Origin of the sequence: Aquaspirillum sp. LM1 (assembly GCF_002002905.1) — a bacterium.
GTDB lineage: Bacteria > Pseudomonadota > Gammaproteobacteria > Burkholderiales > Aquaspirillaceae > Rivihabitans.
Map to the genome: position 1 here is coordinate 1,406,805 of NZ_CP019509.1, position 12,671 is coordinate 1,419,475.

Annotated in this window: 12 protein-coding genes; 3 read left to right on the top strand and 9 right to left on the bottom strand. The window is 63.1% G+C overall.

Translation table 11 applies throughout. From position 1 onward, the window contains the following. The first annotated feature begins 111 nt into the window (after nucleotides 1-111). Nucleotides 112-477, top strand: a complete 366-nt coding sequence (locus tag BXU06_RS06040) for a hypothetical protein (RefSeq protein ID WP_077297780.1) — start codon at nucleotides 112-114, stop codon at nucleotides 475-477. Nucleotides 478-526: 49 nt separating this feature from the next. Here the strand turns inward: BXU06_RS06040 and BXU06_RS06045 are convergent, their stop codons facing one another. After that, complete coding sequence (locus BXU06_RS06045; protein ID WP_077297782.1) at nucleotides 527-1,060, bottom strand: metal-dependent hydrolase; 534 nt, start codon at nucleotides 1,058-1,060, stop codon at nucleotides 527-529. A gap of 167 nt (nucleotides 1,061-1,227) precedes the next feature. Further along, complete coding sequence (locus BXU06_RS06050; RefSeq protein ID WP_077297784.1) at nucleotides 1,228-2,337, bottom strand: aromatic ring-hydroxylating dioxygenase subunit alpha; 1,110 nt, start codon at nucleotides 2,335-2,337, stop codon at nucleotides 1,228-1,230. Between the two features lie 407 nt (nucleotides 2,338-2,744). Here BXU06_RS06050 and BXU06_RS06055 point away from each other — a divergent pair, with 407 nt between their 5' ends. Continuing rightward, entirely contained in the window at nucleotides 2,745-3,932 is a 1,188-nt protein-coding gene (locus BXU06_RS06055; RefSeq protein WP_077297786.1) for an acetate/propionate family kinase, read from the top strand. An 11-nt stretch (nucleotides 3,933-3,943) separates the two neighbouring features. Continuing rightward, entirely contained in the window at nucleotides 3,944-6,040 is a 2,097-nt protein-coding gene (pta, locus tag BXU06_RS06060) for a phosphate acetyltransferase (protein WP_077297788.1), read from the top strand. Nucleotides 6,041-6,163: 123 nt separating this feature from the next. Here the strand turns inward: pta and BXU06_RS06065 are convergent, their stop codons facing one another. The 7 genes from BXU06_RS06065 to lpxA all read right to left on the bottom strand — a co-directional run bounded on the left by BXU06_RS06065 (nucleotide 6,164) and on the right by lpxA (nucleotide 12,669). After that, nucleotides 6,164-6,622 carry a cytochrome c gene (locus BXU06_RS06065; protein ID WP_171982125.1) on the bottom strand — a complete coding sequence of 153 codons (459 nt, stop codon included), beginning with the start codon at nucleotides 6,620-6,622 and terminating at the stop codon, nucleotides 6,164-6,166. Nucleotides 6,623-6,701: 79 nt separating this feature from the next. Continuing rightward, nucleotides 6,702-8,030 (bottom strand): DUF445 domain-containing protein, encoded by a 1,329-nt coding sequence (locus BXU06_RS06070; protein WP_077297792.1) that lies wholly within the window; start codon nucleotides 8,028-8,030, stop codon nucleotides 6,702-6,704. 135 nt (nucleotides 8,031-8,165) lie between these two features. After that, nucleotides 8,166-8,681, bottom strand: a complete 516-nt coding sequence (locus tag BXU06_RS06075) for a DNA-deoxyinosine glycosylase (RefSeq protein WP_077297794.1) — start codon at nucleotides 8,679-8,681, stop codon at nucleotides 8,166-8,168. After that, nucleotides 8,678-9,277 (bottom strand): ribonuclease HII, encoded by a 600-nt coding sequence (rnhB, locus tag BXU06_RS06080; protein WP_077297796.1) that lies wholly within the window; start codon nucleotides 9,275-9,277, stop codon nucleotides 8,678-8,680. The genes BXU06_RS06075 and rnhB overlap by 4 nt, the downstream gene beginning before the upstream one ends. A gap of 91 nt (nucleotides 9,278-9,368) precedes the next feature. Continuing rightward, complete coding sequence (locus tag BXU06_RS06085) at nucleotides 9,369-10,601, bottom strand: Fic family protein (protein ID WP_077297798.1); 1,233 nt, start codon at nucleotides 10,599-10,601, stop codon at nucleotides 9,369-9,371. Nucleotides 10,602-10,723: 122 nt separating this feature from the next. Continuing rightward, nucleotides 10,724-11,896, bottom strand: a complete 1,173-nt coding sequence (gene lpxB, locus BXU06_RS06090) for a lipid-A-disaccharide synthase (RefSeq protein WP_077297800.1) — start codon at nucleotides 11,894-11,896, stop codon at nucleotides 10,724-10,726. Beyond that, nucleotides 11,896-12,669, bottom strand: a complete 774-nt coding sequence (lpxA, locus tag BXU06_RS06095; RefSeq protein WP_077297802.1) for an acyl-ACP--UDP-N-acetylglucosamine O-acyltransferase — start codon at nucleotides 12,667-12,669, stop codon at nucleotides 11,896-11,898. The genes lpxB and lpxA overlap by 1 nt, the downstream gene beginning before the upstream one ends. Nucleotides 12,670-12,671: the final 2 nt, after the last annotated feature.

Genomic DNA, 12,671 nt, shown 5'->3' on the forward strand with positions numbered 1-12,671 from the left:
CACGGTTACCTGTGCTGTATCGGTCACAGAAGCCAGTAACTATGCCTGTTTGCCCTTGTTGGGCAGCAGGTAAGCTGGGGTCATCGCATGTCACCCGAGGGAGTGCCCCAGATGAGCCCGATTGATTATTTCCTGCCCCGTGGCCAAGTGTTGCAATGGCATGGCCAAGCTGGCCAATGCCTGCAGGTATGTTCTGGTCTGATTTTGCTGGAAGAGTTGCTTTGGGTGGAAGAGCAACTGCTCCAACCTCGCCAGCGCCTGGGCCCGGGCAGCTGCTATGTGTTGCACAGCAGTGGCTGGGTGACCCTCACCGCCCTGGGTGATGCGCAATTACGGTTGCCGGCTGGCCTGCCGGCCACGGCACCGGATGAGGGGTGGGCCACCGGGCTGGTGCAGCGCTTGCGCCGGGCAGTGGAAAAGCTGGGAAGGCTGCGGCTGGGGCATTCCGGCATGAAAAGGGGTGCCAGCCCAGTGTAGCGAGGGCCGCCCGGCAACAGCGCTGGGCGGCTTTTTTGCCTGCGGCGGGTCAGATCAAGGCTGACAGGGTTTTGAACAGATGGCTGGTGTTCTCGCCAGCAAACAGCATCTGGTCGGCCAGCAGGGCGCAGCTCAGCCACGACAGGACAATGACGACAAGTTCAAAATTGCCGCTTTTCCACATCGACAGCGAATGCCGCCGGAAAATCCACGGTACACCCATCGGGTTTGGCCAGTCAGTGAGCAAATGCATCACGCCGCCAGCAGCAAAACCGAAGGTGATGGGGGCCCACCAGAATGCGCCCAGGCTGATATAGGAGCCAAACAGCAGCAGCATCCAGGGCACGCCCCAATGTGTCAGCGAGCGATGCTTGATCCACAGTCGGCTGGCGCCGCGCCGCCGCTTGCTGCGCCACCAGGCCACTTCCATCCAGTCGGGCGCGGTGCCGCCCCAGGCACCGGCAAACAGTGCCATGATGGCCAGCAACTGGAACGGCCCGCCAGCCCCGGCGCGGATAACCAATAACGCCGCCAGCACGCCGGCTGCCACGCCAGAAGCATGGTGTGCTTTTCTTGATGCCATGTGTTCTTCAACCTCAAATGACTTGACTATGTTCCGCAAGCATCATACTGCAAATGCTGCGCATGATAACGCAGGGTTGAAGTGAAGTCGCGCAGGTGGCAATCAGGGAACAAAGTGCTCAGGCAAATGGCGCAGGCGGGCTGACCCCGCTGCGCCACTCAATATGCTCACCCCTGCAAGGCCTTGCCCAGCTTGCGCCGGTAGAACTCGTGGAAGTGCTGCATGCCGTCTTCGGTAGGCGACTGGTACGGGCCTACTTCGGATTCGCCACGCTGCCACAGCGCCTTGCGGCCTTCGTGCATGCGGTAGCAGATTTCGTCGTCTTCCACGGCGGTTTCAAAGTATGCCGCCTGCTCGGCCTGGATGAATTCCGGCTCGAACCACAGGATGTCCTGCGGGTAGTAGAACTCGGTAATCACCGTGGTCTGTTCCGGGCCCTTGGGCACCGCCACGCTGACCACCAGCACATGCGGGTACCACTCCACCATGATGTTGGGGTAGTAGGTCAGCCAGATGGCACCAAATTCCGGCTGTTTTTCCGCATAGCGGCGCAGCACCTGCTGCTGCCAGTCGGCGTATACCGGGCTGCCGGAGCGGGCCAGGGCGTTTTTCACCCCCACGGTTTGCACATGGTATTGCTCGCCCCATTCCCACTTGAGATCGCCGCAGTTGACGAAGTTGCCCAGGCCGGGGTGGAACGGGTCAACGTGGTAATCCTCCGAATACACTTCGATAAAGGTTTTCCAGTTGAAGTTGTACTCGGTGATGACGGTTTCGTGGTAACCGTAGTCCTCGAAGCGCATGTGCTTGGCCACGCCCAGGGCTGCCAGGTCGGCGGCGATGTCGCGGCGGGCGTCAAACAGCAGGCCGTTCCATTCGGTCAGCCGGGTCTGGCCCAGATCCAGGCAGGGCTGCTGGGCAAAGTGCGGTGCGCCAATCAGCTTGCCCTGGTTGTTGTAGGTCCAGCCGTGGATATTGCACACAATGTGCTCGGTGTTGCCGCGCCCCTTGAGCATCAGCGCCTGGCGGTGGCGGCAGACATTGGACAGCAGCTGGACGCCGTCCTCGTTGCGCTTGAGCATCTTGCCGTGGCCCATCCACTCCAGGGTGTGATAGTCGCCCACATTGGGCACCATCAGGGCATGGCCATAGTATTGCGGCGCGTCGGCAAACAGCAGTTGCTGTTCGAGTGCGTAAAACGCCGGATCAAAATAGGTATAGACAGGAAGTTGCGCGGCGGATGCGGTCAGCAGTTGCGCAGAAGCCAGATCAGACATTATTCCCAATCCCCACAAAGGTAGAAGAATCAAGACCAGCCGAATCTCGCCAAAACGAGTTTACGGTATACAGGTAGTAAGTAAGTGATGCGACGGTCAAAGGACAATCAGAAGGCGGGGGATTGTCCCCAAAATCGGGGAGGGGGGCAAGCGTTTTTTCAGCGGGAATTGTGTAAAACCGACACTTTTTCTGCATAAGTCTGTTTGTCATCGCGTCGTGGCACAATTTTCTGGCAAAACTTGCGTTAAATCAAACAGACAAGTATTTTGATGCAGTGCAACATCCTGCGCGCGGTATAGTCGCCGCTCGCCGAGTGGCCGGCCTGTGCTGTCGGCTGTCACTGCCTGACCCCGTGCCGTAAGCCCTTGCCCGGCACCCCTGCCAACCCGCTGACCGGATTTTTTCCATGACCGACCATGTTCTCGTGATTAACTGCGGAAGCTCATCCCTCAAATTTGCCGCCATCGACCCGATTTCCGGCCAGGCTGCCCTGAGCGGGCTGGCCGAGCGCCTGGGTAGCCCGGACGCCAGCCTGAATGTGCGCCAGGGCGACACGCGCCAGAGCGTGTCGCTGGCCGAGGGCGGCCACGACGCCGCCATGCTGGCGGTGCTGCAACTGCTGGACAACAGCGGCCTGTCGGCCAAACTCAGCGCCGTGGGCCACCGTGTGGTGCATGGCGGCGAGCGGTTTAAAAGCTCGGTATGCATTGATGATGTGGTGGAAGCCGAAATTGACGCCTGCGCCCGTCTGGCCCCGCTGCACAACCCGGCCAATCTGATTGGCATTCGCACCGCCCGTGCCTGCTTTGCCAATCTGCCACAAGTGGCAGTATTCGACACGGCATTTCACCAGAGCATGCCGGCGCATGCCTATCTGTACGCCATTCCCAGCGCGCTGTACACCGAACACGGCCTGCGTCGCTATGGTTTTCATGGTACCAGCCACCGTTATGTGGCGGCTGAAGCCGCCGCCATGCTGGGTCGCCCGCTCAATGACTGTGCACTGATTACCGCTCATCTGGGTAATGGTGCCTCTGCAGCCGCCGTGCTGGATGGCCACAGCGTGGACACCACCATGGGTCTGACCCCGCTGGAAGGCCTGGTGATGGGCACCCGTTCCGGCGACATCGACCCCAGCCTGGTGCCGTTCATTGGCAAGGCGCTTGATTTGCCGGCTGACCAGGTGATCGACTTGCTTAACCGCAAGAGCGGCTTGCTGGGCCTGTCGGGCTTGTCCAACGACTGCCGGGCGCTGCAAACCGCCGCCGCCGAAGGCCACGCCGGCGCGCAAATTGCGCTGGACGTGTTCTGTTACCGCCTGGCCAAGCATATTGCCGGCCTGTCGGTGGCGCTGCCGCGTCTGGATGCCTTGGTGTTTACCGGCGGCATTGGCGAAAACTCGGTGTGGGTGCGTGAGCAGGTGATGAAGCAGCTGGGCCTGCTCGGCTTTGCCATCGACAGCGCCGCCAATGCCCGCTGTGTGGGCGGCGTGGCCGGCCCGATTCATGCCGCCGGCAGCCGCACTGCCCTGGTGGTGAACACCAATGAAGAACTGCTGATTGCCCGCGACACCTTCGCGCTGGCCCAATCCTGAAAGGCCTGCCCATGTATGCTTTGTATCTTTCCCCGGTGGGTTACGACGTTGGCCTGACCTCGGTGGCGCTGGGCCTGGTGCGCGCGCTGGAACGTCGTGGCCTGAAGGTGGGTTTTGTCAAACCGGTGGCGCAGCAGCGCGAAGTGACTGCCGGCCCGGAGCGCTCCACCCACTTTGCCGCCAGCCTGTTCCGCCTGGAAGCCCCCACCCCAATTGACTTTGCCCGCGCCGAACAGCTGATGGGGGCCGGCCAGACCGACCAACTGATGGAAGAAATCATCAGCCTGTACCAGCAAGTGGTGGACCACAACGATGTGGTGGTGATTGAAGGCCTGGCGGCAGATTCCAACCATGTGTACGCGCCGCAGCTGAACACCCAGATTGCCCGCACCCTGGACGCGGAAACCATTTTTGTCGGTTCTGCCGCCCGCCTGTCGGCAGAAGACCTGGCCGAGCAGATTGAAGTGGCGGCGCGCCAGTCGGCGGAATCGCACAATAACCGCTTTGCCGGCTACATCATCAACAAGGTGCCGGAAGACGTGCGCCCCGGAGACTACACCCTGGACATTGCCCAGCTCACCGCCACCGCCAAGGCGCGCCGGCTGCCGCTGCTGGGCACCATTCCGCTGTCCAGCGCCTTTGCCGCGCCGCGCACGCTGGACATTGCCCAGCACCTCAACGCCCAGGTGGTGGCACCGGCCCGGCTGCATTCGGCGCGGGTGACCGACATGCTGATTGCTGCGCGCTCGATTACCCATCTGATCAGCCGGCTCAAGCCCGGTGTGCTGGTGATCACCCCCGGCGACCGCGACGACGTGGTGCTGGCCACCGCCATGGCCGCCCAGCGCGGCGTGCCGCTGGCCGGCCTGCTGCTGACCTGCAACTCCATGCCGCACCCGCATCTCCAGGCGCTGTGCCAGATCAACGCCCACGCCAACTTCCCGGTGCTGGCCACCGAGCTGGAAACCTTCGACACTGCCCGTCAGCTCACCCAGATGTCGCACCATGTGCCAGTGGACGATCTCGCCCGTATGGAGCGAGTGGTGGATTTTGTTGCCGAACGGCTGGATCTGGACCGGCTGATTGCCCGCATTGGCCAGCCAGGCGAAAGCCGGCTGTCGCCGCCGGCGTTCCGCTACCAGCTGATCCAGCATGCCCGCCACGCTGCCAAGCGCATTGTGCTGCCAGAAGGCGACGAGCCGCGCACGGTAGAAGCTGCAGTGATCTGCCACCAGAAAGGCATTGCCCGCTGCGTGCTGCTGGCCAAGCCGGAAGCGGTGCAAAAGGTGGCCGACGCCCAGGGCATCACCTTGCCGGCGGATCTGGAAATCCTCGATCCTGATCTGGCCCGCACCCGTTATGTTGCTCCGCTGGTAGAACTGCGCCGCAGCAAGGGCATGACCCCGCACATGGCCGAGCAATACCTGGAAGACAGCGTGGTGCTGGGCACCATGATGCTGGCGGTCAACGATGTGGACGGCCTGGTGTCGGGCGCGGTGCATACCACCGCCAACACCATCCGCCCGGCGCTGCAGTTCATCAAGACCGCGCCTGGCTCGAGCATTGTCTCCAGCGTGTTTTTCATGCTGATGCCCGATCAGGTGCTGGTGTACGGCGACTGTGCGGTGAACCCAGACCCCAGCGCCGAAGAGCTGGCCGACATCGCCATTCAGAGCGCTGACTCGGCCAAGGCGTTTGGCATCAGCCCGCGTGTGGCGATGATTTCCTATTCCACCGGCAGCTCCGGTGCTGGCAGCGATGTGGAAAAAGTCCGCGCCGCCACCGAGCTGGTGCGCGAACGCCGCCCGGACATTCTGGTGGACGGCCCGCTGCAATACGACGCCGCCAGCGTGGAAAGCGTGGGCCGGCAAAAAGCCCCGGATAGCCCGGTGGCCGGTCGCGCCAATGTGTTTGTCTTCCCCGACCTGAACACCGGCAATACCACTTACAAGGCAGTGCAACGCTCGGCCAATGTGGTCAGCGTCGGCCCGATGCTGCAGGGCCTGCGCAAGCCGGTGAACGACCTGTCGCGTGGTGCGCTGGTGGACGACATTGTCTACACCATTGCGCTGACGGCGATTCAGGCCGAGCAGATGGGCGGAAAGTAGGCCAGCCGGCCAAGCTGGCCAGCAGCAAAAAACCACCAGGGCGGCCCCCACGCGTACTGACTGTGCGCAGTGGGGGCCGCCCTGGTGGTGTGTGCCTGCGGTGCAGGGTGGGGATGACGTCCCTTAACGCGGTGCGCTGCGGAAGCTGTCGTGGCAGCTCTTGCAGGTGTTGGCCAGGGTAGCGTATTTGGCGCGGATGTCCTTCATGTCGCCGGTCTGAGCGCTGCTGGCCAGCGCATCCACTGCTGCGATCATGCCTTGCTGTTCTTTCTTGAACGCATCAGGCTGGCTCCAGACTTCTGGCTTGGCGCGGCTTTTGCCCACTGCGCTGCCCGGCACAAACAGCGGCCAGGGGTCACGGGCCAGGGTTTGCAGGGTTTTGGCCTGTTCAGCAAAGGCTTCCTTGCGATACGGCTCACGGTCGCGCACCACCAGGCCCAGCGGTTCGAAGGTGCGCAGCATTTTCTTGAACGCCTGCACCCGCGCTTCGGCGGTGGCGGCGGTGGCGGCGGGGTCAGCCGCATGGCTGACGGCAGAACAGGCCAGGGCGGCGCACAACAGGGTGGAAGACAGCAGTTTCATCAGGGGTGATTTCCAAAAGATTGATTGAAGCAGACCGACCAGCGGCCAGTCGGCAAGGTTATCGAAGGCGTAGCGGCGTTTAGCCGGCCAGCAGCAGGCGCAGCGCGGCCAGGGTGCCTGCTGCCACACCGCCCACCAGCGCGCCATTCACGCGAATCCATTGCAGCTCCAGGCCCACCCGCTGTTCGATTTGCGCCACCAGCCGGGCATCCGGCAGGCGTTGCGGCGACAGGCTCAGCCGCACGGTGTCGCCAATCAGCGCGTGGTTCTGCTCAACAAAATGGTGAATGCCCTGCTTGCACCAGCCATCCAGCCGCTCGCGCAGGCTGGCATCGGCAGCCAGCCCGGCCAGCGCGCTGTCGATCAGATCGGCCAGCAGGGCATTCAGTTCCGATTGCCGGTTCAGCCACTGGCGCTGCATGCCGCTGCGCAGGCTGGCCAGCAGGCTATGCACCATCGGCTGGGTATCCAGGCCGTGCAGTAGCTGGCCCTTGACCTGGGCCATCGCCTCCAGCAACGCCGGGTCGCCGTGTTCCAGCCGCTGGGCCAGCCGGGTGAGCAATTGCTCCAGCCCCTGGCGCAACGGGTGGTCGGGCTGCTCGGTGAGCTGGTCAAGTTCGCTGCGCAGCCAGCCGACAATGCGCTGGGTGAGGTGGTCGAGTTTTTCTTCGTCGCTGTCGCCATGCAGCTGGGTTTTGCCCAGCCAGGACTTGGCCTTGTGCCACCAGCCGGTGTCTTCGTAGTCGCGCAGCGCCTCCAGCGCCAGCCGGGCCGTGGCGTCACGAAAGCTGGCCGACGCCAGCGCGTGGTTGAGCAGCTTGATCAGCGCATCCCACAGCGCCGCCTCGCCGCCATGGCGCAGGCAGTGTGCCAGCAGCTGGCCCAGTGGGCGCGACCAGTCTGCCTCGGCCAGCCGGGCGCGCAGCTGCACGTCGATAAAGCGCGCCAGTGCCGGAGAATCCAGGCTGTCGGTCAGCCGCAACAGCAGATGGCGGATAATCCGCTGGGCACGCAAGCGGTGCGCCGGCTGTTCCAGCAGCGCCAGCAGGGTATCGGCCAGTTGCACCGACGCCAGCCGCTCACGAATCGCCGCTGGCGACAGCCACTGGGTTTGCACCATATCGACAATGCCATCGGTCAGCCGGTGGCGGCTGTTGACCACAATATTGGTGTGCCGGGACAAACCCGGTATGGGAATGCGATGAAATAACGCCGACACGGCAAACCAGTCGGCCAGGCCACCTACCGTGGCCCCTTCGGCAGCGTGCAGGGCAATCTGCCAGCCCGGCGACAGCAGCCAGCCCTGCGCACGCAGGGTTTCCAGCAGCGCCAGGCTGCCAGCGGCCACGCTGAGGGAAACGCCGCCCCGGTGTCGGGCCAGCCAGTCGGAAAAAGAAGGCGCATGCATGGCGGCGATGATACACCAAGCGCCACTGGGCTGGCCGCTGGTGGAGGACGCTTGCCTGAATTTCCCGGCTGGGTGAGCGGGGCAACCCCCCGTCTGCCGGGCCGGGTCGCACACAGGGGTGTGCCGGGGGCCAATTTATCGCACAATCGCCTCAGCCAGCGCCTGCCAGGCGCGCTGCTTCTCCGCCAGCGCCAGCGTATAGGCCGGGCTGGATGACGGCAGGCGCAGTACAGTCAGCGCCGGAAACCCGGCCAGTTGATCCGCCGCCCGCGCTGCCGTGGCCCCGTTGAATGCCACCAGGCGCAGCGCAGGCAGGCTGGCCACCAGTCGGGCCAGGTCATTGCGCTGGGCGGCGCGGATGGCGGTGTCCAGGCTGCCGCGCCGCTGCGCCTGCGCCACCACATCCCACAGCCCCACCCCGTGCGCCTGCAGTCGCGCCAGCCGTTGCGGATAGTCCAGCGCCGGCAGTTCGGGTTGCGCCAGCACTGCAGCCAGCAGTGGCCAGAACTGGTTGCGCGGGTGGGCGTAATACTGCTGCGCTGCCAGCGAGGCCACGCCAGGCAGGCTGCCCAGAATGAGCACACGGGTGTCGGTGTTCACCACCGGGGCAAAACAGCGCGCCGGCGCGTCTTCCTGGCCCACTGCGCTCATCCGAACAGCTCGCCCTGGTGCGCGGCCAGCCAGGCTTTCACCGGGCCAAAGGTCTTGCGGTGAATCGGCAGCACGCCATGTTCGGCAATGGCCGCCATATGCTGGGCGGTGGGGTAGCCCTTGTGGCGGGCAAAGCCATAGGCCGGATAATGCGCGTCCAGCGCCACCAGCTCGGCATCACGTGCGGTTTTGGCCAGAATCGACGCGGCGGAAATCTCCGCCACCTTGGCGTCGCCCTTGACGATGGCGCTCACCGGCAGCGGTTTGAACAATTTGGGCGTGCGGTTGCCATCCACCTGCACCTCGCTGGGGGTCAGCGCCAGTGCATCTACCGCCCGCGCCATGGCCAGCATGCTGGCGTGCAGGATATTGATCTGGTCGATTTCTTCCACACTGGCGCTGGCAATCGCCCAGGCCAGGGCTTTTTCGCGGATTTCCAGCGCCAGCGCATCACGCTTGGCCTCTGAGAGTTTTTTTGAGTCGGCCAGGCCGACGATAGGGCGAGCGGGGTCGAGAATCACGGCAGCGGCAAACACCGCACCGGCCAGAGGGCCACGGCCAGCTTCGTCAACGCCGCAGAGTAGGGAGGGGGTCATGGTCAAGGGAAACGAACTCGGAGCAAACAAGCCGGACAGTATGGCATGGCAGTGGCGTTGGAGAAAATGGAATGGTGTGGCGCGCGAACGCTTAGCGCTGGCGTTTTGGCGGGATGATGCTGTCCACATCGCCGGCAGGGTAAAGGTTAGGCAATAAAGACCCCAAGGCATGCACCGGAAAGCCCGCGCGCACTTTGCCTTTTGGGCTGTCAGACACCAGCAGCCCTTCGTCCAGCAAGGCGCGGAGCACCGACCGGGCGGTGCGCTCGGGCAGGCCGGTGAGACGGCTGACCTCACCGCGCGCAAACTCGCCAATGACAAATGCATGGATATATAAATGGGCGCTCTGGGGATTCAAGTCAAAACGTACCCGATGGAAGTAAGCATGCGCACGCGCCTGTACATGCTCCAAGGCAAACATGCTGTCCATGAACCGGGCCTGATCAATCGCGGTTTGCATGGCGTATTCGCAAAATGCCGCCAATCCCTTTTCGCTGAGATTGCCTCGCCCATCAAGGTCACCACGGCGGCTGACATCCGCACCAGCCAGACGGGCCTTGTATTCGTCGGCACTTTTGGCAAAACCGCGCGACATCGACCACAGGCAGGCGTCGTTCACGCCACAGGCCCTGAGCATGGCATCCAGGGCAATGCGCGCGACGCGACCGTTGCCATCCAGAAAAGGATGAATCCACACCAGCCGATGATGAGCGGCAAATGCGGCGACTAGCCCATCCAGCTTGGAAATCCCACCCTTTTTGGCCCATGCCAGTTTTTGCCCATACACCTGCACATAGCGGTCGATAAAGCCCATCAGTGTGCTGGCGCTGGGTGCCACATGCCGGCCAACGCTGACTTCCCGCGAACGAAATGTCCCCGCAACAAGCATGGAGCCATCTCCCAGCTGCAAGAGTGCAGCGGGCAGTGGCTGACAAAAGCGCTGATGTGCATCCAACAAAAAGTTTTTCAGCGTGCCCGAGTCAAGCGATTGCTGCCTGGCCCAGTGTTCTGTCTCAATGTGTGCCAGAGCAAGACTTTGCAAATGCTGGCGGTTGCCATGTTGTTCAAGCGCGTACAAGGCAGCATCAATGTCAATGGGTAAGGTTTTGTGTCCCTCGATCAGATTGCTGTAGTAGCAATTCATCCCGGTCACCAAGGCCGACAGGCTTTTGGCCGTGGCCGGGCGCACTGCCGCATCCAGCCGCGCCGACGCTTCGGCCAGCACCTGCGCCAAATCAATCAGCCGCCGATGCAAGGGCCGGCTACTGTCGATGAGCAAGGGCTCCATCTGTGCGGGGGTGTCGTAGAAATGCGGTTTCAGCATGAATCGCCTAATTTTTGCCGATCTTTCAGCCGGTTTTATACAATAAAAATCATTGGTTTACTACATGTTTCACTGTATATTTGGCCGGTTTTCCTGCCGAACTTTCCCCGGTCAGCAGCCCTTTAGGCATTCTCCCCCACCACCTCCAGCACCGCCTGCGCCGCGCGCGCAGCGCTATCCTGCTTGAGCGTCAGATGCAGCTCAGTCAGCTTGTCATCCAGCCAGGCGCGGTAATCCGGGTCGTGCCAGGCGTTGAGCAGTGCCTGGGCAAGGTTTGCCGGGGTGGCGTCGTCCTGCAGCAGTTCCGGCACGATGAATTCGCCGCACAGGATATTGGGCAGGCCCACGTAGGGCAGCTTGAGTTTGCGTTTGACGATGCGGTAGGTGATGGGCGAAATCTTGTAGCTGATCACCATGGGCCGTTTGGCCAGCGCCACTTCCAGGGTGGCGGTGCCGCTGGCCACCAGCACGGCGTCGGCGGCCACCATGGCGTGCTGGGCGTGGCCAAACAGGCGGCGGATGGGCAGTTGGTGGGCTTTCAGCCGCCACAGCAGCTGTTCAAAGCGGTCAAAGGTGGCGCGGGTGGCCAGCGGCACCAGAAACTGGGCGTCGGGTTCGTGGCGCAAGATTTCGCGGGCGGTGGCGATGAACAGCGGAGCCATCACGTCCACTTCGCCCTGGCGGCTGCCCGGCATCAGGGTGAACACCGTGGCCTGGCGCGGCAGGATGTGCAGCAGCTCGCGGGCGGCTTCGCGGTCGGGCTGCAGCGGCATGCTTTCTGCCAGCGGGTGGCCCACATAGCTGACCGGCACGCCAGCAGCCTGGTAAATCGGCGCTTCCATCGGAAACAGCGCCAGCACCCGGTTGACCGCCTGCTTGATCTTGAACACCCGCTCGCCACGCCAGGCCCAGATGGAGGGGCTGACGTAGTGAATGGTGCGAATGCCCGCCGATTTGAGCACTTGCTCGACATGCAGGTTGAAATCCGGCGCGTCCACGCCGATGAACACGTCCGGGCGCTCGGCTAGCAGTTTGGCCTTGAGCTCGCGCCGGATGGCCAGAATGCTGCGCAGGCTGCGCAGCACTTCCACATAGCCGCGCACGGCAAGGGTTTCTTGCGGATACAGGCTTTCCAGCCCGGCGGCCTGCATTTTCGGGCCGCCGATGCCAACAAAACGCGCATCCGGGCGACGGGCACGGATGGCGTCAATCAGCCGCGCGCCCAGCATGTCGCCAGAAGCTTCGCCGGCCACCATGGCGATGCGCAGGCCGGCGTCGGCTGGAAACAGGCCCATCAGCGGATGATGCCGCGTTTGGCGCGGGCAAAGAAGTCAACAAACAAATCCAGCTCCGGCGCATCGGCAGCGGCCTCGGTAATGGCGGTCTTGGCGTCTTCCAGGCTGAGGCCCTGGCGGTAAATCTGCTTGTAGGCGCGCTTGATCTGGCTGATCTGCTCGGCGCTGAAGCCCCGGCGGCGCAGGCCTTCGCTGTTGATGCCCACCGGGCTGGCGTGGTTGCCGGCGGCGGTGACATACGGCGGAATATCCTGCACGACAATCGATCCACCAGCAGTCATGGCGTGGGCACCGATGGTGCAAAATTGATGCACGGCGGTCAGCCCGCCCAGAAACACATGGTCGCCGATGGCAATATGGCCGGCCAGGGTGGCGTTATTGGCCAGAATGCAGTGGTCGCCGACGAAACAATCGTGGGCAATATGCACATAAGCCATCACCCAGTTGTCGTTGCCCAGCCGGGTCAGCCCGCCGTCTTGCACGGTGCCCAGGTTGAAGGTGCAGAATTCGCGGATGGTGTTGTCGTCGCCGATTTCCAGCCGGGTGGGCTCGCCGGCATATTTCTTGTCCTGCGGTGCCGCGCCCAGTGAGGCGAACTGAAAAATCTGGTTATTGCGGCCAATGGTGGTGTGGCCTTCAATCACCGTGTGCGGGCCCACGCGGGTGCCGGCACCAATGCGGACATGCTCACCAATCACCGCATACGGGCCAATCTCCACGCTGGTATCCAGCTGCGCGCCAGGGGCGATGATGGCGGTAGAGTGAATCGCCATGG